The organism is Vibrio sp. CK2-1 (genome assembly GCF_021726515.1).
In the GTDB taxonomy this organism is placed as follows: Bacteria; Pseudomonadota; Gammaproteobacteria; order Enterobacterales; family Vibrionaceae; genus Vibrio.
Genome location: NZ_JAKKCJ010000001.1, coordinates 800,697 through 826,327, shown reverse-complemented (window position 1 = coordinate 826,327; position 25,631 = coordinate 800,697). Strand labels below are relative to the sequence as shown.

Here is a 25,631-nt window from a genome sequence, read left to right as displayed (position 1 = left end):
GCACGAAATAATCACCAAAAATCCCCCTTAATGTATTGACATCCACACCAAAGATCAACAATCATAATGATAATTATTTGCATTATCGTTTAGGTTTGTATTTTATGTGGTTATTTGGGTCACTATTTACTTTAGGAATTAATCAGACATTACTGATCGCACTCCTACCACAAATAGCCGTGCTTTTTAACGTCGATGCACAAAGCCATCAATTAGGACTGATCGCAATGGCGATTAATGTCAATTTAATCAGTTATTGGATTGGTTCAGGGTTATGGGGAAAGTACCTTAATCGTATAAGTTTGACACAAGCCTACTGGCTCGCAGGGATTGGATATATTACGTGTCACATTCTTTTCATTGCCGCCCTGTTCCACTTATCAGGTCCGCAACTTTGGTTAGCCGCATTAAGTCGGTTTGGCCTTGGTTTATTCAGCAGTGCATTTATGCCAATAGGACAAACCTATCTCACTCACAAGCACCCTGCCGAATTAAATAACATATCAAAACTCAGTGGTGTCGCCACCCTCGGTCGATTACTCGGCCCGACTCTGGTTTTTTTACCTATAGGGTTATCAAATATTCTGTTACTCACACTACTCCCCATCGGCGTGAGTTTATTGTTCATAAAATGGTTAGCTAAAAACAGTTTAAACCTGAATTTCATCCCCCATCAGACCAAAGCGGTTTCTTCAATAAAGCTAGCTCAGACCTATAAATTGACCTTTTTGACTGCATGTTTAACTACCATGCTGGTCGCTGTATACCAATTAATGCTAGTGCCTTATTTAAGTAAGTTAGGATTAAACTCCGAACAAATATCCAACTACCTTGCGGGTATTATGTTGGCAATTAGCAGTTTAATGGCCATCAATCAAATGTGGCTCACCCCTAAGTTATTAGCTCGACCAAAGCTGATTTGGCACTTCATCAGTTGGCCTCTTGCTTTTTGTGGCTACATTCTCGCCGCTTTTGAGCATAGCTTGATAACGTTAATCATATTTAGCACCGCACTGACCATTGCGTTATCCAATCTACCAGCCTGGTATTCCAAGCAGCTTTTATCTGTTAATCGAGATTCTTTCCATACCAGTCAACTCAGCGGCCTATTAGCGCAATCTCATTCTAGTGGTCACCTGATTGGCACCGCATTGGCCTCATTAGCGGTCTACTTAAGTATCAACGCTGAATACCTACTGATCATGTTTATTTCAATATTATTTCTGAGTGCAGTGTTGCTTAAACGTCAACACCTCACCCAACCCTCAATCGTCAATTAACCCGTCCAATTTATGGACCGTCACTGCTTCATATAAAGGAAAAAATATGTCTATCGACCCATTAGCTATTCCAGATAGCGCAGTACAACACACCTCAAATTTAGGATTACAAAGCTTTTTCAATAGCTTTTTGATGGAAACAAAAGGTTGTCGAGTCGCTCAGCAACACCTTTATATTCCACTGGGTGAACAACAATTAGTCTTACCATTGAGTTATATATCGACCCTCGGCCGTCATCGTTATCAAGGCGATATCTACTTAATTAATCATGCAGAAACTCACGACGATCACCAAGTAGATTCGAATATAAATAATGCGAATAAAATCGATTTTTCACATGCCGTATCGTTATTAGTCTCTCACTACTACCCCCATATCGATGCTAAAACGCATGATCGTTTCTTTAACCGAGTCGGAGAGTCAACTCGCTATATCAATCGTGCAGGGTTAGCACTAGAACAACGCTCTCAACTCGATGTTTCGGTAGATAGTTTTATTCAATCGGAACAATCTTTAGTTGGTGGACATAGCATGCACCCAGCACCGAAAAGCAGCGAGCCTTTAACCGAAGAACAGCAACATGAGTACCTTCCTGAATACGCTCAAAGTTTTGCCATTGAATGGTTCGCTATCCACCCTAATTACATCGCCTCGCAAACAGAAATATCGCAACTTCTCCATACTTTTAAAGCACTATTGCAAAGCAATTTATCTTTGGATGGAAAGACGACCAATCATATACCAAGGCTAATTCAGCAAGGTTGGCTTGCACTACCCATGCATCCATTACAAGCCAAAGCGTGGCGAGAAAACATTGAAAAGCACGGCCTGTCTGAATATGTTGTCGATTGCCAATTGAGTACACATGGTTGGACTGCCACCTCATCCACTAGAGCAATTTATCATCCTCAATTGGCTTGGATGCTCAAAGTATCTCTGCCAGTTAAGTTAACCAATTCTTTGCGCCTACTCAGTGAAAAAGAAGCCAAACGAGGTGTTCAATTTAGTCAAATATTACAGACTGCTGCTGGTCAAGAGATGCAGCAAAGAATGCCTAACACTGAATTTATCCAAGAGCCAATTTGGGCTTCAGTAAAAGGCTCAAACGGTCTGTGCCTAGACTTACCTTTAGTTTGCTTAAGAGAAAATGTCTTTTACCACTTTCAAGATCCTCTCACCGCTCAGCCACAACCTAATACTCATCTTCTTGCCACTGCGAATCAAAATATCAATGGTGAAAGTCAAATAGGACAATGGGTCAAAAGCTACGCACAAGAAAATCAACTGTCATTAGCGATAGCAGCGCGTCAGTGGCTAAATCAATTCATGAATAATGTTATCCATCCTCTGTGTATCGCACGCAGTGATTACGGCATTATTTTTCTAGCACACCAACAAAACATCTTATTAAGTATTGAAAATAATCTGCCAGTAGGTATGAAATATCGAGACTGCCAGGGTATTGGGTTAACGGATGTTGCCCTTCAACAGTTTTCCGATCTTTTCGATACTCAAGAGCCCGAGTATTTTGTGTCGCAAGATAAAGTCGACCCTTACCTTTCTTATTATTTGGTTGGCAATACATTGCTCAATACCATTGCAGCGATCGGTGCAGATACGCAAATTGAGGAGCATGAACTATGGTCTGTTTGCCAACATGCATTCACTCAATGGCGTCAAGCTCGACCGAAAGACTCAGGCTTCTATGATTACTTACTCAACTCGCCAACATTCAGATGGAAGCGTAATTTCTTCTGTTTCTTATCTGACTTTAACGAAGCAACCTTACCGGATCCTAGTCAGATTTATTGCGAAATTGGAAATCCATTTTATGACACTCAACCAAAGGCCAGACTATATAAACCTTTACCTTCCAATGGCCAACAGCCTCGACGCATTTGTATTGAGTCGTTACAGGTTCTGACAGAAAACGATCATTCTCATCAACGATTCGCAATATATGAGTTGGGATTATTACAAGGAGAATTCGATTTAATCTTGTCTCAAGATGAGATCTATATTGATACTGAATTAACCGAACCGATGTTGTGGTGGAGCGCAGCAGAGCACGCATTTTATACCAGTGATAAAACTGAGCTACATTGTGGGCATTGGCCTGACTTTGTACTCCCTCACCTAACGGATGGAAAGCTATTACATAAAACCTTTCTGCAAGTGGCTCCAATATGGCACCAACCAGCACAAATCCCAGAGTCAAAACAAAGACAAACAGCGGCCAACGGCATTTCACATCCTACCCGCCCGTCCAAACCCGTGGGCACCGTCTTTCAACGCTATTGTTACCACCTAAAGCGTACAGTGTCGTTTCGAATGATCGAGATCAACCGTGATCTAGACATTTTCCACCGTTGGCATAATCACCCATTAACGTCACCGATTTGGGAACTAGAAGGCAGCTTAGAGATGCATTCTCAATACTTGCAAAAATTAGAACAAGACCCACATCAATTCGCCATTATCGGAGAATTTGATGGTGTCGCCTTTGGATATTTTGAAGTGTATTGGGCAGCAGAAGATCGATTAGGTCCTCATTATGAATGCCAAGACCATGATCGAGGCGTACATATCTTAGTCGGGAATTTAGACTACCGTGGCGGCACCTTCTTTGATGCTTGGGGGAGATCAATATTGCATTACTGTTTTTTAGTCGAGCCACAAACTAACAGCATTGTCGGTGAACCAAATGCTAAAAATCATCGAGTCGTCAAAATCACCGAACGGATTGGCATGAAAAAACAATTCGAATTTGATTTTCCGCATAAACGTGCCGCATTGCTGCAATGTCAACGTCAGGATTTTTTTGAAAACGTCATTTTTTAATTTCGACAGTGTCAGTGATGGTATCACCATCATCACTGGCATTGCTTAAACCTGTAGGGAAAACATCATGAATAATCCACAAGATTTTGATTGCCTTGGAATTGGACTTGGCCCATTTAATTTAAGCATTGCAGCGTTAATTGAAGAGTCAAAAACGCAGTTGCGAACGCGATTCTTAGAAAGAAAGCCTTCATTCAGTTGGCATCCAGGCTTATTACTCAGCGATGCAAAAATGCAGACTTCGTTTTTAAAAGACTTAGTCAGTGCCGTCGACCCCACAAGCCCATACAGCTTCTTAAATTATTTGGTAAAACAGCGCAAATTCTATCCATTTTGTGCCTCTGGTCAGTCGGTCATTTCACGATTAGAGTTCTCGGACTACCTCGCTTGGACTGCGCATCAATTACCCAACACCCAGTTTGACTGTAACATTCAACACGTCGATTACGTCGACGATCAATTTATTGTTCATTCGGAAACAGAGCGTTACACCAGCAAAGATTTAATCATAGGAACAGGAATGCAACCGCATATACCTGAATGTATCCGTGAGTTGGTATCCGATCATTGTTTTCATGCAAGTGAGTTGGCTTTACGATCACCAGACTTAACAGGAAAACGAATTGCAATAATAGGTGGAGGACAAACTGGCGCAGATATATTTCAGCACACCTTCGATCAGCAGTTCGGCAAACCTGAGCATATTGAGTGGATTTCTCGACGCCCGAATATCGAACAATTAGATGAAGGTTGCTTTACTGATCAATATTTCATGCCCGATTACGTCAATCAGTTTTACCACCTAGACCAAAAGAATAAGCATCGTGAAGTTTCCCACCAGAAACTAGCAAGTGACGGCGTCACGTCAGATTGCCTGAATGGATTATATCAACGCCTCTATCACGACAAATATGTATTACGAAATCCAAAATGGTGGTCAATTAAGCCTCATCAAAGCTTAATATCAAGTCAATATAGAAATGGAGAATATCAATTAGACATTCATCATGGTCTGACCCAGCAAATTGAAGTGGTAAAAGCAGATGTTGTCATTCTCTGTACTGGTTTTACCCATAATCTACCAGCATGTTTAGAGCATTTAAAACCACTTATGATCACCGACCAACACAACCGACTGGTGCTCAGTCCTGATTATTGTTTGCAGTGGAAGGGAATGCAGAGCAATCGTATTTACATTGTAAATTCCGGTACCCATAACCATGGTATTGCCGAGCCTCAACTAAGTTTAGCAGCATGGCGAGCCGCTAAAATTGTCAATAGCTTAAGCCAGAAAACTATTTATGAGCTAACCGAGGAGCAAAATATTCTCGATTGGGGATTGGATATTGAACCGCAGCATAATTTTGCCAGTGTAATCTCTATGTAATTGAAATAAATAAAGATCTAGTCTGAGGCTAGATCTTTATTTTTGAATTATTAATTTAATCAAAACCATTTCCTTACCCTCTTCAACTAGCTGAACTAAATCTTGCTGATATTAGAGTCTGTTAATCTTTGGATACAAAGCAGAAACAAATCTTTTTAAATATCATATTTAAGGACGCGCCGATCTTCTATCAAAGCATTTTGTTTTAAACGCAATTTTTACAATCTCCTCCAAAGCTATACTCCTCAAGCATCAAACGTTCATAAATCAACCTATTTAAGAGCCTTTTTATGATTACCTCCACACTTTATAGATCCACAGTGTGACGGTGCTAACAACTCCTACCTATAACATAATTTTAGTATTTGTCTTACAATATACTAAGCATAGTGAATCAAGGAGAGAGTCTATGTTAGATGCAAAATCTATTGTTAAAGATGCAATAGACGTCGTAACCCCATCTATTGAAAAGCTTTTCGAAAGAACCAATCGAAAAGAGCTTCATATCGTAGTAATGAATCCTGAGCTAAAGCCTTGGGAAAGTTCATTTGAAGATGCCATTTTGTATGAGAAGTCATTAGGTGAACCAGAGGCTTGGACAATTCCTTTTGATCAACTTGCCCGCCAAAAAGCCAAACAAGCATGGCGAGATTCTGTGGCAAATATTAATACTCAAACTCAACACCCTGCTTCAATTAGAGAAGGCGACATCTTGTTCTACGGCTCATTTGTTTACGGCAATATTGTTGTGGCATGTAGTGGCGTAGAGCAATGGTATGACATGTTAATTAGTGGTTGGATTGCCGTGGCAATTGAACAGATCACTATGAGTGAATATCAGAACAATAAAATTTCTAACCCTACACAACCTGTAAGATAAGGAAAGGACTGCCATGAATAACTTATTAAAAAAATTGCTTGTAACCGCTGGAATTATTTTTTCAACAACGGCGATAGCTGCTGACTATCCAAGTAAAAATATTCGTCTTATTGTTCCATTTGGTGCCGGGGGTGGTACGGATGCAGTAGGTCGAACACTGGCTAACTCTGCGAAAGATGTTTTAGGACAAAACATTACCGTAATGAACCGTACTGGTGGTGCCGGCGCGGTTGGTATGAGCTTTGGTGCGCAACAACGCCCAGACGGCTATACCCTCACCGTAGTAACTCGTGAGATTGCCTCTCTACCTCAAATGGGGTTAATGCAACACGACGCGGGTGATTTTAAATTAATTCGCATGGTAAACCTTGATCCAGCAGTTGTGCTTGTATCAAAAGATAGTCCATACAACACCATTAATGACCTTATTGCAGAAGCGAAAAAAGAGCCAGGATCACTAAAATTTGCGTCAACTGCCGCTCCAAACTTTTACCTAATGGCGCTTGAGAAGAAAGAAGGCATCAAACTGAATGCGATTCCTTACAACGGTGCTTCAGAAGCGATTCCTGCGGTACTAGGTAAGCACACTGATGTGACTATGGTAACGCCAGGTGAAGCGATTGCTCAATTACGTTCAGGCCAACTAAAAGCATTAGGCGTAATGTCTGCAGAGCGTATCGATTACCTTCCTGAAGTACCTACTCTAAAAGAGCAAGGTGTCGATGTAGTAACAGGTACATGGCGTGGTATCGGTGCACCGAAAGGCACACCTGATGAAGTAATTGAAACTCTAGGTAAAGCGTTTGACCAAGCGATGGCGAGCGATGAGTTCAAAGGCTTCATGGAAAAAGGTGCAATGACTATTCATAACCTAAATGCTGAAGAATTCACTCAGTTTGTTGCTGAAGATACTAAAGCACTAGGCGCACTCATTAACGACAAATAGTAACAACAAAAAATATGGGGCCTGCGGGCTCCATTTTTGATCAATTAACTAATTAAGTTGTAGAGTTTATTATGAAAGATCGAAACCTTATCTTCCCCTTTTTAATGATCTTGATGAGTATTGGCGCATTAATCGTGATCAGCCAATTTGATAAGCCAATGTTCCAAGACGCTAGCGTTGATGCCAAATTTTTCCCTAGCGTCATTTCTATCGGAATTATCATTCTCTCTTCTGTGCTGATTATTCAAAGCATTATGAAGAAAAGTAATGAGGCTTTACCGCCAATCTTTTCCAAATTGTCTTTATTTGGAATTGGGTTTCTCGCGATATATACCGCTCTCATTTATTTCATCGGTTATTTAGCTGCGTCTTTCATTGCCTTTACTGGCTACTTAATTGTCTTAAAAATCAAAAAGCCAATGTATTACGTTTTTTCGACCATTTTTGTCTTCTTTGTTTATTACCTATTCAGCGAAATCTTTTTTATCTCTTTGCCTCAAGGCGTACTATTTTAGGAGGCAGTTATGTTAGAGCACTTATTTAACGGCTTAGCAGTTACATTCAGTTTTGAAGTTCTTCCGGTTCTTATTTTTGGCGTTTTAGGTGGCATTATCTTAGGCGCACTACCGGGATTAACCGCCACCATGGGGGTTGCGATTCTTCTACCTTTTACTTTCGGTATGGAACCTACCGCAGCATTAGTGATGCTCATTGGGGTGTATATCGGTGGTATTTATGGCGGTTCGATTGCGGCTATTTTACTTAAAACACCGGGAACGCCAGCTTCCGCAGCCAGTGTACTTGATGGCTATACCATGTCTTCTAATGGACAGGCGGCGCGAGCATTAAGTATCTCGGCGGTGGCTTCATTTACTGGCGGGTTAATTAGTACCATCGTACTGATCGCCATCTCCCCTCTTTTAGCTACATTTGCTTTAAAATTTAATGCCCCTGAGTACTTTGCTCTGGCGTTATTTGGTTTAACGATTATTGCCAGCGTGTCTTCGCAAAACATCCTAAAAGGCTTATTGGCAGGCGCGATTGGTTTATTAATCTCGACTATCGGCTTAGATCCTATTAGTAGCGTGCCTCGCTTTACATTTGGCATGATGGATTTATACAGTGGCGTGAATGTAATTCCAGTTCTGATTGGTTTATTTGCGCTATCTGAAGCACTAAATCAAATCGAGAAGATCTTGTCTGAAAAACAAATCAAACCACCTAAGTTTGATCGTAAGTTGCTCAGCAAGAAAGACTTAAAAGAAATGATGCCGACGGCAATTAAAAGCGGATTAATGGGAACGACCATAGGTTCAGTGCCGGGTGCCGGTGCGGATATTTCAGCTTTTGTTTGTTACAACGAAGCAAAACGGTCGTCAAAGAATCCTGAAGAGTTTGGTAAAGGGTCGGTTAAAGGCTTAGCGGCGGCAGAAGCAGGTAACAATGGCGTAACTGGCGGTTCATTAGTGCCACTACTTACTCTAGGTGTGCCTGGGGATGCGGTAGCAGCTGTACTACTTGGTGCATTAATCATTCAAGGTTTAACACCAGGACCATTACTCTTCGCTCAAAGCCCAGAAGTGGTTTACGGCGTGTTCAGTTCTATGCTGGTTGCCAACGTAGTGATGTTGATTGTCGGCCTACTGGGTATTCGCTTCTTCTGCCGAATTATTGAAGTTCCTAAGATTTTAATGATCCCGATTATTATCTTCTTATCGATTGTCGGCGCATATGCCATCAACAACTCAATGTTTGATATTGGTATCGCAATTGGTTTCGGTGTTTTAGGCTTTATTCTCGGTAAATTAGATATTCCATCTTCACCGATATTACTGGCCATCATCTTAGGACCAATGGCAGAAACCAATTTGCGTAAATCATTGTTAATGTATGATAGCTCTTGGTCTTTCTTATACGATAGACCGATTGCCCTAGCCTTTATTGTGCTGGCTGTTTTATCGGTTTACTCTACGATGAAGATAAAAAAACGCGCCAATAAAGACGCTTAATTTCATCAACTTAAATCATAAGTAAAACAAAAAGTGCCGAAATCTTAATCAAGGTTTCGGCACTTTTCTTTGAATAACGATCACCAGTCTTTTGGCTCTACCTGCCCATCACCTTTTTATGCACAAGCCCAGCGATTAAACCCCAAAGTGTCGCTCCGATACCGAACAAGGTAATGCCCGACAAAGTCACTAAAAAAGTATATAAAGAGGATTCACGTAAGCTTTCATCTGAAAACGCGCTTTGCATGCACATTAACAGCGTTCCAAGTAAGGCAAGACCAGCCAGAATATTTGAAACCTCTTTTGGTAGAGCAAGGAAAATCGTGACCACTGCGGTCGCCCATAAGCCGGCAATTACATAAAACACGCCCGCCCACATCGCTGAACGGTAACGTTGAGTTTTATCTTCATCCACTTCTTCATTCATACAAATCGCGGCTGAAATCGCAGCGAGGTTTAAACTAAAACCACCAAACGGAGCGAGGAGCATATTCAGAATGCCAGTGCCAATAAATACAGGCTTAGCTGGAACTTGATATTGATAACTGCGCATCATGGCAAAGCCGGGTAAGTTTTGCGACAGCATGGTAATAATGTAAAGCGGTACGCTCAGGTTAAGCATCGCCATCAAATTAAACTCAGGCGTTACCCACACGGGTTTCGCGATATCTAACGAAATACTTTGCCCATCAAATGCACCAGAGAAAATGGCAATCGCCACACCAACAATAAGCAACAGCATCATGGCATAACGAGGTAGATAACGTTTCGCCACAAAAAAGGTCACCACCATTAATCCAAATGTCGCAGGGCTACTCATCACAGGAGTAAACGCTTTAAGGCAAAATGGAATTAAAATAGCTGCCAGCATAGCGGTTGCGAGTTGAGATGGGATCTTTTCAATCAGGCGACTAAGGGGATAAATTAAGCCAGTAAGCACAATCAACAAACCTGAAATGATGAAAGCGCCAATCACTTCAGATAAAGCGTATTGCCCAACGACTGCCACCAGCATTGCCGCGCCAGGAGTTGACCAAGACATCAGTACCGGCATCTTGTAATACCAAGAATAAGCAATCGAACTTATTCCAACCATTAACCCTAATACCAATAACCAACTGGCTATTTGTAAAGGGCTTGCTCCAGCTGCGGTGGCGGCTTGAATGATGATAACAATCGAACTGGTGTAGCCAATTAACACTGCGGTAAAGCCTGCGGAAATATGGCTAATATTTCCCCACGACTTTAAGTGATCTAACTTTGCATAATCCATCATGTGCGCCGACTCTTCCTTGTCATCCGTGACTCAATTCAAGCCATCATATCCAAATCTATCTAATCAAGTAACTTTATATAGTAACTCTACCTAACCAAGCAACTAAGCAAGCCAAACGTTAAAGCTGAATACTTTTAAGCTGAGCAATCAATTCTTGAGTAGCCTTACCCTGTGGATGCTGAGTTGACCAAATAAGATCAATTCCTTGCTTCCATGGCTGAGATTCAAAAGACAACTCTAGTCGTTTCAATTGGTTCGAAGAAACAAAATCGTTGACGACTTGAGCCGGTAATGAAGCCCAACCTAGTCCTTGTTGTAACATAGGAATTGTCGAATGTGCACTTTCCGTCCGCCATACTTGATCGGACACTCGCCATCTTGGTGTATCTTGATTGTATCGACCAGTGATCAAAAACTGACGATAACTTTCTAGCATTTGCCATGTCACTTTTTCTTCCTTGGCCAGAGGATGCTCAACACCGGTCACACACCAAAACTCCAAAGAGCCTAATCCATAGACTTCAATTTCTCCGGGGTACATCAATTCTAACTGCTGTAAAACGGCCAATTGTGCTCGACCATCACGAATGAATTCCAGCACCTCACTTTCATTCACATGCAGAATTTCTATTTCGACTAATGGGTATTGCTGTTCAAAATGAAACAGCGCCTCAGCCACCGCTTGTGTCATCGCCATTGATTCCACCACTAGTGTGATTTTTTCTTCAACACCCATTTGATAAGCATCGGCGGCCGATAAAAATACCCCACACTCATTCAATATTCGCTTAGCGCGTAGTAATAATGCTTCTCCGTGTGACGTCAATTTTGGCGAGCGAGTTGAGCGATCAAACAAACTTAAATTCAAATCATCTTCAAGATTGGCAATTGCGGTGCTGACTACCGATTGCGCTTTACCTAAATGCCGTGCGGCGGCTGAAAACGATCCTTGCTCCGCAGCAACAACGAACGCTTGTAATTGGTCTATTGAAAAACGCATCTATCATTCCCATTCAATCTATTTATTCAGACCTCAACCTATCCAAAAAAGCGATAGTTATTAACTATAATATATCTTATTTTACATTAATAATAGCAACCGTTTCATTGTTAGATTAACAATTGAGTTGAGGAAAAAATGCGTACAACGTTTGACAGATTAAGACACACCATCTGCTTTGAATTAATTGGTCTGGTGATTTTGACCCTAGGTGTGGCAAAACTGATTAATATGGATATGACCAAGATAGGTATTTTGGCGGTTGCGTTCTCAATCATCGCAACGGTATGGAATTACTTCTACAACATCTTATTTGATAAAGCGATGCTAAAGCGTACCGGACAACTGAATAAAACGGTCGCAATACGAGTATTTCACGCAGGGTTATTTGAATTAGGATTACTGGTGATCACACTACCTATTATGGCGTGGTGGTTAGAAATAGGCTTAGTAGAGGCATTAATTTTAGATCTAGGAATGGCGTTATTTTATCTTATCTACGCTTTCATCTATAACTTGGCTTACGACCGAATTTTCCCGATTCCGCAAACCAAGCAAGTAAGCTCTAACGCTTAAGCAGTAAAAAAGCTCCAAATAAGGTTTAACGCAATAAAGGTTAATGCAAATTTCAGCACAACATGGAAGTGCTGATTTGATACCTTATCCAGTACCTTTTTACCTACAAACGTACCGAAAAAGCCAACTAGGATCATCAGCCCTATCACGCCAATCCATTGCTGATAGGCAAAACCCAACATTCCAAAAATAACTGCCTTGATAATATGTTGAATCGACATAAAACAAGACATAGTTGCGCCGAGTTCACGACGATCAGGCAAAATATTCTTAACCGTGGCAATCAAAAATGGCCCCGTTGCGCCAACAAACATAGTCAAGAAGGCGGTAAACGCTCCAATGCCAAGTAGTCCTTTTTTTCCTTGCAAACTCAACTTGATAGGCACCCAACTGCTGATCAATATGAATACCGCCAAAATGAGTTCTAAATACTTGGTAGGCAGGTTTAAAGCAAGGTTACCGCCAATCACAGCCCCGACGACACTACCAACAAAAAACCAACCTAAATATTGCTTTTGAATATGGCGACGCATCAACACCGCACGCCCCGCATTCGAACCGAGTTGCACGATGGCGTGAACCGGAATCACCGCTGCCGCTGGCATCATAGTGATCATAAATGCAATTAACGTCGCCCCACCGCCTACTCCAATAATGACATTGAGCATAGACGTCATACCGCTTAAACCAATTAAGGAAAAAAACTGGATTGTGCTGAGATCATCGGGTTTTAAATGAAGGACTAAATCAGTAAGAGCTTGCATAAAATCGATTCGGGAAAAGGAACAAGCCGCGATTATATACCTAAGTCGTCATTAAATGCGATTTGGATGTGGGTGTTAATTTTTCAGTTTTGTAGAATAAACAACAACTGAAGCATCTTGCAGCATTTGTAGCGAGTTACTACAATAAACCAATATATAAACCAAATAAGGAAACACCACATGGCGACTACAAGCGTACGTATTGACCAAGAACTTTTCGATAAAGCGGCCATCATGGCTAAAGCGCTAAACCGCACCACACCAAAGCAAATTGAGCATTGGGCTAAAATTGGTGAAATGATGGAAGATAACCCTGACTTACCTTACGAATTTGTAAAACAAGCCATTATTGCAAAAGCAGAGAAAGAAGCGGGTAAGTTAGAGGCTTATACTTTTGACTAAAATCACCAACATTCTTCAAACTCCAGCGTTTAAAAAAGCGGTCAAAAAACTACATAAAAACCAAAAAGTGGACTTAGATAATGCCATTCGTGAGCTTCTTAAAGATCCATATTTAGGCGAACAGAAAAAAGGTGACCTATCATTCCTGCGAGTATATAAATTCAAGATGGTTAAACAACTAACTTTACTCGGTTATAGCTATGAAGATGGAACGGTAACTCTTGAACTCATGGCACTAGGGGCTCATGAAAACTTTTATCGCGATGTCAAAAAGGGTTATTAATAAGAGTATATCCTCAAGTGACCTCAAGATGCAGGATCCAGAACTATCACTAAATCCTTTAGACAAGGAAGATTATTTAGTAAACCTGGATGATAGCTTTTTATAGACCGCATCCTTATCTCGCTTACCAATCGCTAAAACATAAACAACGATTTCATCATCAATGACTTCATAAGCTAAACGGTAGCCTGCTGTACGTAATTTGATCTTATAAACATAATCATAACCTCGTAGTTTAGCAGAAGGAACATGTGGATTTTCCAAGCGTTCTTTTAACTTTTTTTTGAATTGAGCTTGGATCGGTGCAGCAAGCTTTTTCCACTCTTTTTGGGCGACAGGTAAAAACTTTAACTTATAAGTCATCAATATCGACTTCCACTGCCTCTGATAAATCACCTCGGCGACTTTCAACTAATTTCGATAGTTCATAGTCATCAAGCATATCCATTAAAAACTCATACGTTTCTGCAGGGACAAGATAAGCAGTAGGCTTATTATGATTTAAAATAGCAATAGCAGAGCCGTCCGCTTCGTTCAGCAATGCAGTGGGATTTTTCTTTAGTTCAGAAATACTTGCCGAACAATCAGCTAAAACCTGTCTCATACACACTCCAATTTAGCACTTAAATAAGTATTAATTTTAGAGCTTATTTTAGGCTATTACTAGTTGTATTTTTTGATTCCTATAAGTTATAGAAAGTACGAGGCATGCCTAAATTACAAGCAGCAACCCTTCCCTTAGCTGTCAGCTCTTCTATCACGTAGGTATCACAGGTAAAGGGAAGGAGCTGTTTTTACGGAGGTAATTAGATAAACGACAACCTCACCTAATCTGAACTAACTCATCCCCACATAACCTTCCATGCTCGCGATAGCATCAATCCAACGCTCGATATTTGGGTAACTGGCTAACTCAAAACCACCTTCATGAGCGACATGGGTGTATGCATACAAAGCAATATCGGCGATCGAGATGCTGTTCCCAACCAAGAAAGAAGATTGAGATAATTGCTGTTCCATAATTTGTAGGGCTTTGTGACCACCAGATTGCAATGATTGATATTCTTCAAGCCTGTGCTCTGGCATGCCTTGGTACTTTTGAATAAACCGTGCAACAGCGATATAAGGTTCATGTGAATATTGTTCAAAGAAAAGCCACTCATAAACTTTGGCTTTCTGGTATCTATCGGTTGGTAAGTACGGTGTTCCTTCAGAAAAATAGCTTAATATGGCGTTAGACTCACACAACACCTGGCCATTATCAAAAACGACGGTTGGAATTTTTCCATTTGGATTGAGTGACAAAAACTCACTTGTTTGAGTCTCTTTATTGAGGATATTAATATGCTGCCAATCGTGTTGAATATTTAAAAATGACAGTAATAGTTTTACTTTCAAGCAGTTTCCCGACTGCAAATCGCCATATACGAGCATTCCATTCTCCGAATTTATTAAAATTTAAACCAACGGCTTTTCCATATAGAAAAACCGATCGTCTTCTTTTACCACAACAAAGCCACTACGCCGATATAAATGAAACGCAGGGCTCACCTTAAACACTCTCAATTTCACTTTTTGAATATCAGATTGCAGCGTTAATCGTTCTACTTCTTTCAAAACCGCTGAACCTACCCCTTTATTTTGGTAGGAAGAACTGACTTGTAGATCTCTTAAATAACAACTATCTGCTTCAAAAGCTAAGCGAAATGTTCCAATAATTTTACCTTCTGCGACTATGTCCCAATTATCTAAACTTTTAACTTGCTCAACTATCTGCTGTTGCTGCCATTCAACGCCATACTTCTCGTAATACGGCAACATATTTTGATAAGTGATCTCGGCTGAGAAGGCTAAATCGTCCGTTGGTTGAAATAAAATATTCATCATAATCCCTACCCTAATTACCACATCGAGCGCTTCAAGCCACTCAATTCCAATAAACGTGTCGAGATTTCTTCGACCGATAAGGTAGTGGTATTGAGATAAGGAATAGCTTCACGGCGAAATAAAGATTCCACACGTTTCAATTCTTTTTCACATTGCTGCTGACTGGCGTAATCACTATTGGCGTAGCGTTCGTGGCGAATTGCCATTAGGCGTTCAGTATCAATTGTTAGTCCAAAAGTTTTGAAGCGATAAGGTTCGATTTCTTTGGGTAATTTAATTGAAGCCATGTCATCTTCAATAAACGGATAATTGACCGCACGAATGCCAAATTGCATCGCCAGGTACAAGCTGGTCGGGGTTTTTCCGCAGCGAGAAACGCCTAATAAAATGATATCTGCTTGATCGAGGTTATTCAGCGATACGCCATCATCATGCGCCAACGTGTATTCCACGGCAGCAATGCGGTTTTGATAGCTGGCTGCATCTTTTTCAATACTGTGAGAACGGTGTAATTGTGGACTAGGCTCTAAACCTAAATCTTGCTTTAACGGCTCGACTAAGACGCTTAGCACATCATAAAAATGCGCATTCGCTTGTTCGATAATCGCTTTCACTTCAGGAATGACAATTGAGAAGAACACCAAAGGCTTTTGCCCCGTTGCTTGATATTTTTCTTCAATCAAGCCTTTTACGTATTCAGCACGCTCAATAGTTTCCACAAAAGGTAAGGTAGTCTGTGAAATTTGCAGTGGGAACTGCCCTAATACTGCATGCCCTAAAGTTTCGGATGTGATCGCAGTCCCATCTGAAACATAAAAAACATATCTGAAATCTGCTTCATTATCCATAACCAATTGATTCCTAAGTTTAAGTTTTTACGTTACTTGCAAAATTAAGTTTTTGTGAATTTTTACAACTACAATTACACAAAATATTTTCATAAGGTATAGCAAAGCAAGGTTCATTGTGAAGTGGTCTCTCCATTTACGCTTAACTTAGGTTCAAAACTGAGAGATGAGTAATCATTCGTAGTGACATGCACAATATGCTGAACGATAAAAATAACAGGCATAAGAGTAACTTTTTCCAGTCAAGGTAAGTTACCAACATAGCTTACTGAGACTGTTTTATAACAATCCAAAACAAACAGTCTAGGAGATACGCCGTGGGTCAAAACGTGGTTTGGTACGATGCTTTATCAATGAATGATGTTGATAAAGTCGGGGGTAAAAATGCATCTCTAGGTGAGATGGTAGCCAACTTGTCTAATGCTGGGGTAAAAGTGCCGAATGGATTTGCCACTACCTCTTTTGCTTTTAATCAATTTCTAGAAACCAACCAACTCAATGATCGAATCTATCAACTGTTAGATGCTCTCGATGTTGAAGATGTCAATGCCCTTAAATTGGCCGGTGAAACCATCCGCAACTGGGTACTTGAAGCGCCACTTCCCCCTCAACTTGAAAACGATATTCGTGACTACTACCAAGAGCTCAGTAATGGCGATGACATGCTTTCTGTCGCAGTACGCTCTTCCGCCACCGCCGAAGATTTACCTGATGCCTCTTTTGCTGGCCAACAAGAAACATTCTTAAACGTTCGTGGCATTGAGGCGATTATCGAAGCCACCAAACATGTTTTTGCTTCCCTATTTAATGACCGGGCTATCTCCTATCGTGTACACCAAGGCTTTGACCATAAAGGCGTTGCACTATCAGCAGGTATTCAACGCATGGTGCGTTCAGATAAAGCGGCCTCTGGCGTCATGTTTACCCTAGATACAGAATCGGGCTTTGATCAGGTAGTCTTCATTACTTCATCTTGGGGCTTAGGTGAAATGGTCGTACAAGGCGCGGTTAACCCTGACGAATTCTACGTTCACAAACCCACTCTACAAGCAGGCAACCCTGCCGTTGTACGTCGTACGATTGGTTCAAAACTGATCAAGATGATTTACGCCGAAGGTAAAGAGCTCGGCACCCAAGTTGAAATCATTGATACCGATGCAGCAGAGCGCAGCCAATACTCATTAACCGATGATGAAATTCAAGAGCTGGCCAAACAAGCCTTAATCATTGAAAAACACTACGGTCGCCCGATGGATATCGAGTGGGCGAAAGATGGCATTACCGGTGAGTTATTGATCGTTCAAGCACGCCCTGAAACGGTTCGATCTCGTGATAATCAACAAGTCATGGAGCGTTTTCAATTAAACGAAAATAGCCAAAACTTGATTGAAGGTCGTGCAATTGGGCAACGCATTGGCGCAGGTGTCGTACGCGTAGTGCAAAGCCTAGATCAAATGGATCAAGTACAAACTGGCGATGTATTAGTGGCCGATATGACCGATCCTGATTGGGAGCCGGTGATGAAGAAAGCGTCTGCCATTGTCACTAACCGTGGCGGTCGAACTTGTCATGCGGCGATCATTGCACGTGAACTCGGTATTCCTGCGGTTGTCGGTTGTGGGGATGCCACCAGCAAACTAAAAGATGGTCAGACGGTAACCGTTTCATGTGCCCAAGGTGAAACTGGTTATGTGTTTGAAGGCGAACTCGATTACGAAATCAAACGTTCTTCAGTGAGTGACCTACCCGACCTACCACTCAAAGTAATGATGAACGTCGGTAACCCAGATCGCGCCTTCGATTTTGCGTGTATTCCAAACGAAGGGGTTGGCCTTGCTCGACTCGAATTCATCATTAATAAAATGATCGGTATTCACCCGAAAGCACTACTGAATTACGATGAGCAATCGGCGGAACTTAAAGCTGAAATTAACCAACGTATTATTGGTTACGCCAACCCTGTTGAGTTTTACATTGAGAAGCTCACCGAAGGTATTTCTACCCTCGCCGCCGCATTCTGGCCTAAGCGCGTGATTGTGCGTATGTCCGATTTCAAATCCAATGAATATCGTAACCTAGTGGGCGGCATTAACTTTGAACCGACCGAAGAAAACCCAATGCTTGGTTTCCGTGGCGCTTCTCGTTATATCTCACCGAAATTCCAAGACTGCTTTGCTTTGGAATGTGAGGCGATTAAACGAGTTCGCAATAAAATGGGACTCAAGAACGTCGAAATCATGATCCCATTTGTGCGCACGACCAACGAAGCGGCCTCGGTGATTGATTTACTGGCTAAGTTCGATCTACGTCGTGGTGAAGATGGCTTAAAAGTCATCATGATGTGTGAGCTTCCATCCAATGCAATTTTAGCGGAAGACTTCCTAAAATACTTTGATGGATTTTCCATTGGTTCGAACGACATGACCCAATTGACACTAGGGTTAGACAGAGATTCTGGCGAAATCGCTCACATGTTTGATGAGCGAAATGCCGCAGTAAAAGCCATGTTATCAATGGCGATTAAAGCGGCCAATAAGGCAGGAAAATACGTGGGAATTTGCGGCCAAGGTCCATCAGATCACGATGATCTCGCTCAATGGTTAATGGAACAAGGCATCGATTCGGTATCTTTAAACCCAGATACGGTTTTAGAAACTTGGGTACATTTAGGAACCAAAGTGCCAAATAATTAATCTAGCTGATCATTTCATGCTATAAATCAAAAAAACGAGGTCATCATGATCTCGTTTTTTTCTATCAAAATACATTACAATTCACCTATTATTTTCTCTTCTGAAACAGACATTCCCATGAATAAAAAACGACTCGGCATAATTTTGATCATCATTGTGGTGGCCTACTTTGTTCATAGCAAAATGGAAGCCAATAAATCACGCCTTAAGATGTCGGCTTTTATCTCTGCGTACGGTATTGCATTAGATCAAGGCTGGATAGCCATAGGTTCAGATATCAATCCCCAAAACGCCCCAAACTTAAAGCTCATCAGTGATAGTGAATCTGATGGCTTACATATCACAACTGGTGAATTCACCTACTTTCCTGATATGGGCCCAGTACAACAATGCAAGCGCATAACCTTTAGTTGGAGTCATCAAAAGGGAGCTGCAGAAGATCAACTACTCAAGCAAGAAGACTGCCAGCCCTAATCGTATGTAATAAACACAACATTCGTTGACTATGGTTGTTTGAACAAAAAAGCGAACACTACTTGGTAAACTTGATACTTTCTTACCCTAGATCAAATAAACGAGGCCAACATAGCCTCGTTTTTATCTACCAAAATACACTATAATCCTCAGCAATCTAATCTCTCATCAAGAACTACTCATCATGAACCTAAAATTTCTCGGACTCGTTTTTATCATCGGCGCTGGCGTATATGTTTACCATCACAAAGATGAATTAATGGCTACGGATGTACCAGCAAGTGCAAGTCGTGCAGCAGATAATATCGCTTTTGCCCACGGTTGGATTGATGATCCTTTTGATAACATTACTACGGGTGTAGAGGCAGAAGATGATGGCTCGCCAAGCTTTAAAATCATTAAAGACACAGAAAACAATGGCGTACACACAACGACGGGTATTTTTAAGTACTACCCAGTGAAGAACCATGTCGCTAAATGCAAACGTATGACTTTCACTTGGACGGATAAAGTCGGCTCAAAAGAAGAGAAATTGCTAAAACAAACCAATTGCTAAGTCTCTTTCACTTCTACCCTGCACCAAAATTAAGACAAAAAAAACCGAGCATATTTCCTGGCCGGGAAATGTTGCTCGGGTAGGTAGGATTAATACAACTCTTTCCCTTATTACAAGGAGTTGAAAGAAGGAGTACTAGTGCACCAAACGGTGCGACCTATACAATGAATCTGTGACCAAGCCGTCTTAAGTCGTATTAATTACCACGACGTGCTTGGGTTAATTTCGCTTCAAGTTGCAAGATATCGTCTCTTGCAAACATGTCTTCTAATGTAGACACCAATTTTCGTCTCCAGTTCGGATATTCATCCATTGTTCCTGGAATATTTACTGGTGTATCCATTTCTAACCAATCTTCTAGCTGCAAACTGAGTAAAGCGCTACTTCCGGTTGCCATGTGAACTTGCATTGCTTCACTTAACGCTTGGTTAATCGCTACTTCACCATCATGATCTCGTGCTAGTTCAGGAAGATGATTATGTTGTTCTAATGTTTCAATAATATGTCGTCTACGTGACTTTCTATCTTCGAACAACACATTTAATTGGTCTTCATCTGGGTACAAACCAATCTCACGACCTAGGGTTAAATCTGCACTATTCCAAAAGCCTCGTAGTGTCGGCATATCATGGGTACATAAAGCGGTCATCGATTGCTGTTTATACTGATCCGGTGCGATATATTGCCCATCTTGCTCAGTTTCAAAAAAGAATACTTTGTAAGAATGGATACCCGCATCATTGAGTTTTTCAACAATCTCTTCAGGAACCGTCCCTAAATCTTCACCAATCACTGCACATTGATGACGATGACTTTCCAGTGCCAATATCGACATTAAATCATCAACCGGGTAGTAGATATACGCGCCATCTTTGGCAGTTTTACCTTTTGGGATCCACCACAAACGCAATAAACCTAAAACGTGATCGATACGTAGTGCGCCACAGTTACGCATGTTAGCTCGCAGCAAATCGATAAAGGGTTGATAAGCTAACGCTTTAAGCTGATACGGGTTTAACGGCGGCAAGCCCCAGTTCTGCCCTAGTGGTCCGAAGATATCAGGCGGCGCGCCAATGCTCACATCTTGGCAAAGGGCACCATGGTCTGCCCAAGTCTCCGCTCCCGAGTCGCACACGCCGACGGCCAAATCGCGATACAACCCTAACGCCATGTCCTTTTGTTCTGCTAACTGTTGCACTTGGGTAAGCTGCTCATCGGCAAGCCATTGCAAGTACATAAACAACTGCACTTTTGACTGATTATTTTTGATGTAGCTTTGCACTTCTGGGTAGTCGAAATGCTGAAGGCTTTCATCAAACACTGGCCAGCCCCAAACCGAATCATCTTGCGCTTTTAAATCGGCATGTAATGCATCAAAAGCCGCTTGATGAAGTAAACTCTCGCCACCTAGTTCAACAAAATTAGCAAAATCTTGAGCGCGTTTTGTTTCCTTATTAACTTCTTGGTCAATAAAGGTTGAAAATAGTTCCGGCAAGATTGCCATTTTGAGCGCTGAAACTTCAGTATAGTCGACCCACTCTTTCGCGCGGTTATCAGATAAACGCTGTTGGAATGCAGTCTCTGCTACCATCGCCTGCGCTTTTTCACTGTTCGAAAATTCAGGCACTGCTTCCACATCAATGTACATCACATTCAACCAGCGACGTGACGACGGGCTATATGGGCTCGCGCCTTCTGGGTTAGCTGGAAATAGAGAATGTATTGGATTCAAACCAACAAAATCGCCACCGCCTTCAGCAATTTTTTCCACTAAGTATTTAAGATCAGAAAAGTCGCCAATCCCCCAATTGGTTTTTGAAGTCACTGAATAAAGCTGAATACTTGGGCCCCATAAACGCTTGCCTTCAACCAACTCTGGCTGCTTAAAGCAAGATTGAGGTGTCACAATCAACGACATCACAAACGGCTTATTACGACGTTTACGGAAGAGTGATAACTGGTGATAACCAAGCGGCAACTGGTTCGATAATGAAAAGACTAAGTAACCTTTTTCAGCGCGATGATCTTCAACAATTTGAGATTCTAAATAGCCTTCAAAACGCTCGCCTTGTTCGGTTTCGACTAACCAAGAAAACTCACTCAGCCTTGCTGAAGCATTGATATGTAATTCAACCAGCACTTCTTTGCCAGCATGCACCACTTTCACGCTTGGCAGTACATCGACCTTATGACGTTGCTCGGCTTGCTCTAATAAAGTGGATTGATCTGCCGTGTCATAACCAAGTGCTTGCAGTAGTTCTTCGATGGTTTGTTCGCTCACATAGGCTTCATCGCCCCACGCGCTGATATAACGGTCAACAATGCCTTCTTGAGTGGCTACTTGTTTTAATACTGAATGAGATTGCGCTGAATTTAAGTCTTGCATCGAATGCTCCATAACTTCTTCTTAGAAACATCTGTCGTCGAAATCTTTACTTTCAAAACATAAAGAACTTCGAGGAGTCGTGTTCATTTTCGTTACATTCAATATTGCCGATTAACATAAAGTGTCACATCCTCCCTTTTAACGGCGTAGAGGGATGAGAGTTAGGGCGTAGCTGAAAGAAAGTTCGAACAAAATGAGATCTATAGCAGGATTTACAAGATAAACCTGAGTCAGATCACATCATCTTGCCGATCGCATGGTATGTTAAAGCGAAATATCGGCTTATAACTAAAATTAAAATTGATAAAAACATGAGCTAGATAACAAAAAAACTTACCTATTTTAAGACTATTTCTCAGAGAATCATCGCTGCTATGTGGATACCTTCCAAACTCAATCGACCAGCCCGACTACACAACGCCATTTTGCGCTCTCGCCTACTTGAAGCTTTAGCCCATGCGCCTTTCTATAAGTTGGTGTTGTTTCGTTCCCCCGCCGGTTACGGTAAAACCACTATGGCTGCACAATGGTTGAACAATCATTCAAACCTAGGTTGGTTCAACATTGATGAAAGTGATAATGATGCCTTTCGCTTTGCTAACTACTTTCTACAAGCCTTCAATAAAGCCACTAATGATGCCTGCCCAAATACTCAAGCACTGGCAGAACGTCGTCAATTTGCCAGCTTAACCAGTTTATTTAGCGAACTATTTGCCGAGTTTGGATTTAACGACACACAAACCTACCTAGTACTCGATGATTATCATTTAATTACTAACGATGAAATCCACGAAGGGCTGCGCTTTTTCTTAAAACACATGTCCGACAACATTACCTTAGTGGTAACCAGCCGAACTCATCCACCGCTCAACACCGCTAACTTACGAGTGCGTGATTTATTAATCGAAGTGGATAATGCTCTGCTGGCCTTTGATAAAGAAGAAACCGAACGCTTCTTCCATAAACGCATTACGGATAACCGCTATCAAGCCGATATATTAGAAACCATCCGTACTCAAGTTGAAGGTTGGGCATCGGCATTACAGTTGATTGCGCTACATGCTCAGCAATTTCCCGGCACGTTAGAAAATTCCGCGGTCTCGATTGCCAATTTCAATCAAGATCATATTTGGGACTACCTCGCTGAAGAAGTGTTTGATCAATTAACCCCAGAACTGCAAACTTTCTTATTGCAATGTTCGGTACTGGATATGTTCAACGCAGAACTGATTACCGAGCTAACCGGCAGAGATGATGCGCTGGCAATGCTAGATTCTCTCAACCGCTTTGGGCTGTTTCTTCACCCAATGGAAGGGGCGGATAACTGGTTCCGTTTCCACAATTTATTTGCTGAGTTTTTACGCCACCAGCGTTACACCCAAATTCCGGGGCAACGTAGTCAACTGCACTACAACGCCGCCAAAGCCTGGCTTAAACAGCAAAGACCACAAGCTGCCTTAATTCATGCTCAAAAAAGTGGAGATGAAATACTGGTGAGCCAAATCTTGTCGGATCATGGTTGGGATATGTTCAACCACGGCGAGCTACAGGTAGTGGAATCGGCCATTAACAATTTAAGCGATGAAGTACTCTTTGCCTCACCACGCTTGTGTTTATTGCGTGCTTGGTTGGCGCAAAGTCAGCATCGTTACAACCAAGTACTTGATTTAATCATTGAAGCTGAAGATAAGATGGCTGCGCATAATATCGAATTAAGCGATGCTCAGATTGGTGAATTCAAAGCACTTTCAGCTCAAGTTGCCATCAACCAAGATAACCCTGCGCTCGCTTTAGAAACCGCCGAGTTTGCCTTGCAACAACTTCCTCATTCGAGTTTCCGTAGTCGCATTGTCGCCACTTCGGTGATTGGCGAGGTGTACCATGTAATCGGTGAGCTTGATAAAGCCTTTGAAACCATGCAAAAAACCGAAGTGATGGCGCGAGAAGATGGCGTATTCCACCAAGCGTTATGGGCAATTTTGCAACAAAGTGAAATTCAACTGGCGCGCGGTTATGGTCAAGCAGCATTTGAATTACTCAATAAAGCCGAACAACTGATTAAAGAGCAACACCTGCACCAGCTGCCTTTGCATGAGTTTATGCTACGTATTAAAGCGCAAATTTTATGGTGTTGGAATCGCTTAGATGAAGCCGAGCAATGTGCTCACCTAGGCTTAGAAATCATGGCACCGTTTGAAGATTCAAAATCCTTGCATTGCTATTCAATGTTAGCGCGAATCGCCATTTCTCGCGGTGAATTAGATAAAGCGGCTCGCTATTTAGAAACTTGTAATCAACTTAAAGCCAATAACCGATATCACATTGATTGGCGCGCCAATGCCGATCTTTCCAACCTACTCTATTGGCAAGCTACTCATAATCAGCCAGCCATTGAACAATGGTTAAATGAATGCGAAGAACCTCGCTCAGCGGTTAATCACTTTCAACAATTACAATGGCGCAACATTGCCCGTGCTGCCTTGTTAGTCGGTGATTTAGATCGTGCGGAAAATATTCTGACGCATCTACAAACACAGACCTCAAAGCTGAAACTGGTTGCCGATAAAAACCGTAACCTAGTACTTGAAGCAGTACTGGCAGAGAAACAAAATCAGCAACAAAAAGCGCAGCAATGTATTCACGAAGCGTTATCACTCACCAATAGCACCGGCATGATAGGTAACTTCTTATGCAATGCTGAGACGGTATCGCCATTGATTAAATCATTAGTGAACGAGAAGAAACTTGCTGAACTTGAACTACACCGAGCGCAAAACTTACTGCAATTAATGACCAATAAAGAACGTGTTCGCGCAGTACATTTTGATGAAGAATTTGTGCAAAAACTGCTAACGCTGCCAGACTTACCAGAGCTCATTCGTACTAGCCCACTGACTCAACGTGAATGGCAAGTGCTAGGCTTAATTTATGCTGGGTTAAGTAACGATCAAATCGCTGCCGAGTTTGATGTGGCACCAACGACGATCAAAACGCACATTCGTAATCTGTACCAAAAAATGGGATTAGATAACCGACAACACGCAATCAAAACGGCTGAGCACTTAATTCAATTAATGGGGTTTACGGCCCGTTAATAAACGCTACCTCGTGCTATAAAGATATATACCCAAAGTACGAAGCC

23 protein-coding genes are annotated in these 25,631 nt (G+C 41.7%); 14 read left to right on the top strand and 9 right to left on the bottom strand.

Annotated features, from left to right (window positions below; translation table 11 throughout):
• The first annotated feature begins 104 nt into the window (after positions 1-104).
• From L3V25_RS03600 to L3V25_RS03570, 7 genes are all read left to right on the top strand, one after another.
• On the top strand, positions 105-1,280 hold the full coding sequence (locus L3V25_RS03600; protein WP_237294111.1) for an MFS transporter: 1,176 nt from the start codon (positions 105-107) through the stop codon (positions 1,278-1,280).
• 46 nt (positions 1,281-1,326) lie between these two features.
• Positions 1,327-4,122 carry a GNAT family N-acetyltransferase gene (locus L3V25_RS03595; RefSeq protein WP_237294110.1) on the top strand — a complete coding sequence of 932 codons (2,796 nt, stop codon included), beginning with the start codon at positions 1,327-1,329 and terminating at the stop codon, positions 4,120-4,122.
• A 67-nt stretch (positions 4,123-4,189) separates the two neighbouring features.
• Positions 4,190-5,509, top strand: a complete 1,320-nt coding sequence (locus tag L3V25_RS03590; protein ID WP_237294109.1) for a SidA/IucD/PvdA family monooxygenase — start codon at positions 4,190-4,192, stop codon at positions 5,507-5,509.
• A gap of 409 nt (positions 5,510-5,918) precedes the next feature.
• Positions 5,919-6,389 (top strand): hypothetical protein, encoded by a 471-nt coding sequence (locus L3V25_RS03585; RefSeq protein WP_237294108.1) that lies wholly within the window; start codon positions 5,919-5,921, stop codon positions 6,387-6,389.
• A gap of 13 nt (positions 6,390-6,402) precedes the next feature.
• Positions 6,403-7,335 carry a tripartite tricarboxylate transporter substrate binding protein gene (locus L3V25_RS03580; protein WP_237294107.1) on the top strand — a complete coding sequence of 311 codons (933 nt, stop codon included), beginning with the start codon at positions 6,403-6,405 and terminating at the stop codon, positions 7,333-7,335.
• A gap of 71 nt (positions 7,336-7,406) precedes the next feature.
• Complete coding sequence (locus L3V25_RS03575) at positions 7,407-7,850, top strand: tripartite tricarboxylate transporter TctB family protein (protein ID WP_237294106.1); 444 nt, start codon at positions 7,407-7,409, stop codon at positions 7,848-7,850.
• Positions 7,851-7,859: 9 nt separating this feature from the next.
• The gene (locus L3V25_RS03570) at positions 7,860-9,344 is read left to right on the top strand and encodes a tripartite tricarboxylate transporter permease (protein ID WP_237294105.1); all 1,485 of its coding nucleotides are present in this window, start codon (positions 7,860-7,862) and stop codon (positions 9,342-9,344) included.
• A 97-nt stretch (positions 9,345-9,441) separates the two neighbouring features.
• On the opposite strand, the gene L3V25_RS03565 is transcribed toward L3V25_RS03570, so the two are convergent.
• Both L3V25_RS03565 and L3V25_RS03560 read right to left on the bottom strand, forming a co-directional pair.
• Complete coding sequence (locus tag L3V25_RS03565) at positions 9,442-10,617, bottom strand: benzoate/H(+) symporter BenE family transporter (protein ID WP_237294352.1); 1,176 nt, start codon at positions 10,615-10,617, stop codon at positions 9,442-9,444.
• A gap of 121 nt (positions 10,618-10,738) precedes the next feature.
• Positions 10,739-11,620 (bottom strand): LysR family transcriptional regulator, encoded by an 882-nt coding sequence (locus L3V25_RS03560; protein ID WP_237294104.1) that lies wholly within the window; start codon positions 11,618-11,620, stop codon positions 10,739-10,741.
• A gap of 138 nt (positions 11,621-11,758) precedes the next feature.
• Here L3V25_RS03560 and L3V25_RS03555 point away from each other — a divergent pair, with 138 nt between their 5' ends.
• Positions 11,759-12,196, top strand: a complete 438-nt coding sequence (locus L3V25_RS03555; RefSeq protein WP_237294103.1) for a PACE efflux transporter — start codon at positions 11,759-11,761, stop codon at positions 12,194-12,196.
• Here L3V25_RS03555 and L3V25_RS03550 read toward each other — a convergent pair.
• Positions 12,193-12,960: a sulfite exporter TauE/SafE family protein gene (locus tag L3V25_RS03550; RefSeq protein ID WP_237294102.1), complete on the bottom strand. Its 768-nt coding sequence runs from the start codon at positions 12,958-12,960 to the stop codon at positions 12,193-12,195. The two genes, L3V25_RS03555 and L3V25_RS03550, sit on opposite strands and share 4 nt — an antisense overlap.
• Positions 12,961-13,140: 180 nt before the next feature.
• Between L3V25_RS03550 and L3V25_RS03545 the strand changes: the two genes are divergently transcribed.
• Both L3V25_RS03545 and L3V25_RS03540 read left to right on the top strand, forming a co-directional pair.
• On the top strand, positions 13,141-13,362 hold the full coding sequence (locus L3V25_RS03545) for a ParD-like family protein (protein WP_237294101.1): 222 nt from the start codon (positions 13,141-13,143) through the stop codon (positions 13,360-13,362).
• Complete coding sequence (locus L3V25_RS03540) at positions 13,355-13,645, top strand: type II toxin-antitoxin system RelE/ParE family toxin (protein ID WP_237294100.1); 291 nt, start codon at positions 13,355-13,357, stop codon at positions 13,643-13,645. Before L3V25_RS03545 ends, L3V25_RS03540 begins: the two co-directional genes overlap by 8 nt.
• A 72-nt stretch (positions 13,646-13,717) precedes the next feature.
• Here L3V25_RS03540 and L3V25_RS03535 read toward each other — a convergent pair whose 3' ends face one another.
• From L3V25_RS03535 to L3V25_RS03515, 5 genes are all read right to left on the bottom strand, one after another.
• Positions 13,718-14,008, bottom strand: coding sequence for a type II toxin-antitoxin system RelE/ParE family toxin (locus tag L3V25_RS03535; RefSeq protein ID WP_237294099.1), 291 nt, complete (start codon positions 14,006-14,008; stop codon positions 13,718-13,720).
• Complete coding sequence (locus L3V25_RS03530) at positions 13,998-14,249, bottom strand: type II toxin-antitoxin system Phd/YefM family antitoxin (RefSeq protein WP_237294098.1); 252 nt, start codon at positions 14,247-14,249, stop codon at positions 13,998-14,000. Before L3V25_RS03530 ends, L3V25_RS03535 begins: the two co-directional genes overlap by 11 nt.
• Before the next feature lie 233 nt (positions 14,250-14,482).
• Positions 14,483-15,079, bottom strand: coding sequence for a glutathione S-transferase family protein (locus tag L3V25_RS03525; RefSeq protein WP_237294097.1), 597 nt, complete (start codon positions 15,077-15,079; stop codon positions 14,483-14,485).
• A 24-nt stretch (positions 15,080-15,103) separates the two neighbouring features.
• Positions 15,104-15,532, bottom strand: coding sequence for a GNAT family N-acetyltransferase (locus L3V25_RS03520; RefSeq protein ID WP_237294096.1), 429 nt, complete (start codon positions 15,530-15,532; stop codon positions 15,104-15,106).
• Between the two features lie 14 nt (positions 15,533-15,546).
• Positions 15,547-16,380, bottom strand: coding sequence for a pyruvate, water dikinase regulatory protein (locus tag L3V25_RS03515; protein WP_237294095.1), 834 nt, complete (start codon positions 16,378-16,380; stop codon positions 15,547-15,549).
• A 317-nt stretch (positions 16,381-16,697) separates the two neighbouring features.
• On the opposite strand from L3V25_RS03515, the gene ppsA reads away from it, so the two are divergent.
• The 3 genes from ppsA to L3V25_RS03500 all read left to right on the top strand — a co-directional run bounded on the left by ppsA (position 16,698) and on the right by L3V25_RS03500 (position 20,103).
• A complete protein-coding gene (gene ppsA / locus L3V25_RS03510) occupies positions 16,698-19,073 on the top strand; it encodes a phosphoenolpyruvate synthase (protein ID WP_237294094.1) in 2,376 nt (791 codons plus the stop codon).
• 117 nt (positions 19,074-19,190) lie between these two features.
• Complete coding sequence (locus L3V25_RS03505) at positions 19,191-19,547, top strand: hypothetical protein (RefSeq protein WP_237294093.1); 357 nt, start codon at positions 19,191-19,193, stop codon at positions 19,545-19,547.
• Positions 19,548-19,731: 184 nt separating this feature from the next.
• On the top strand, positions 19,732-20,103 hold the full coding sequence (locus L3V25_RS03500) for a hypothetical protein (protein ID WP_237294092.1): 372 nt from the start codon (positions 19,732-19,734) through the stop codon (positions 20,101-20,103).
• Between the two features lie 196 nt (positions 20,104-20,299).
• On the opposite strand, the gene malQ is transcribed toward L3V25_RS03500, so the two are convergent.
• Positions 20,300-22,489: a 4-alpha-glucanotransferase gene (malQ, locus tag L3V25_RS03495; protein WP_237294091.1), complete on the bottom strand. Its 2,190-nt coding sequence runs from the start codon at positions 22,487-22,489 to the stop codon at positions 20,300-20,302.
• Positions 22,490-22,863: 374 nt separating this feature from the next.
• Here malQ and malT point away from each other — a divergent pair, with 374 nt between their 5' ends.
• Complete coding sequence (malT, locus tag L3V25_RS03490; protein ID WP_237294090.1) at positions 22,864-25,584, top strand: HTH-type transcriptional regulator MalT; 2,721 nt, start codon at positions 22,864-22,866, stop codon at positions 25,582-25,584.
• Positions 25,585-25,631 lie beyond the last annotated feature (47 nt).

Coding starts and splice junctions, on each gene's coding strand:
- L3V25_RS03600 (WP_237294111.1), top strand. CDS start 105: ATGTGGTTATTTGGGTCACTATTTACTTTAGGAATTAATCAGACATTA.
- L3V25_RS03595 (WP_237294110.1), top strand. CDS start 1,327: ATGTCTATCGACCCATTAGCTATTCCAGATAGCGCAGTACAACACACC.
- L3V25_RS03590 (WP_237294109.1), top strand. CDS start 4,190: ATGAATAATCCACAAGATTTTGATTGCCTTGGAATTGGACTTGGCCCA.
- L3V25_RS03585 (WP_237294108.1), top strand. CDS start 5,919: ATGTTAGATGCAAAATCTATTGTTAAAGATGCAATAGACGTCGTAACC.
- L3V25_RS03580 (WP_237294107.1), top strand. CDS start 6,403: ATGAATAACTTATTAAAAAAATTGCTTGTAACCGCTGGAATTATTTTT.
- L3V25_RS03575 (WP_237294106.1), top strand. CDS start 7,407: ATGAAAGATCGAAACCTTATCTTCCCCTTTTTAATGATCTTGATGAGT.
- L3V25_RS03570 (WP_237294105.1), top strand. CDS start 7,860: ATGTTAGAGCACTTATTTAACGGCTTAGCAGTTACATTCAGTTTTGAA.
- L3V25_RS03565 (WP_237294352.1), bottom strand. CDS start 10,617: ATGGATTATGCAAAGTTAGATCACTTAAAGTCGTGGGGAAATATTAGC.
- L3V25_RS03560 (WP_237294104.1), bottom strand. CDS start 11,620: ATGCGTTTTTCAATAGACCAATTACAAGCGTTCGTTGTTGCTGCGGAG.
- L3V25_RS03555 (WP_237294103.1), top strand. CDS start 11,759: ATGCGTACAACGTTTGACAGATTAAGACACACCATCTGCTTTGAATTA.
- L3V25_RS03550 (WP_237294102.1), bottom strand. CDS start 12,960: ATGCAAGCTCTTACTGATTTAGTCCTTCATTTAAAACCCGATGATCTC.
- L3V25_RS03545 (WP_237294101.1), top strand. CDS start 13,141: ATGGCGACTACAAGCGTACGTATTGACCAAGAACTTTTCGATAAAGCG.
- L3V25_RS03535 (WP_237294099.1), bottom strand. CDS start 14,008: ATGACTTATAAGTTAAAGTTTTTACCTGTCGCCCAAAAAGAGTGGAAA.
- L3V25_RS03530 (WP_237294098.1), bottom strand. CDS start 14,249: ATGAGACAGGTTTTAGCTGATTGTTCGGCAAGTATTTCTGAACTAAAG.
- L3V25_RS03525 (WP_237294097.1), bottom strand. CDS start 15,079: ATGCTCGTATATGGCGATTTGCAGTCGGGAAACTGCTTGAAAGTAAAA.
- L3V25_RS03520 (WP_237294096.1), bottom strand. CDS start 15,532: ATGATGAATATTTTATTTCAACCAACGGACGATTTAGCCTTCTCAGCC.
- L3V25_RS03515 (WP_237294095.1), bottom strand. CDS start 16,380: ATGGATAATGAAGCAGATTTCAGATATGTTTTTTATGTTTCAGATGGG.
- L3V25_RS03505 (WP_237294093.1), top strand. CDS start 19,191: ATGAATAAAAAACGACTCGGCATAATTTTGATCATCATTGTGGTGGCC.
- L3V25_RS03500 (WP_237294092.1), top strand. CDS start 19,732: ATGAACCTAAAATTTCTCGGACTCGTTTTTATCATCGGCGCTGGCGTA.
- malQ (WP_237294091.1), bottom strand. CDS start 22,489: ATGCAAGACTTAAATTCAGCGCAATCTCATTCAGTATTAAAACAAGTA.
- malT (WP_237294090.1), top strand. CDS start 22,864: ATGTGGATACCTTCCAAACTCAATCGACCAGCCCGACTACACAACGCC.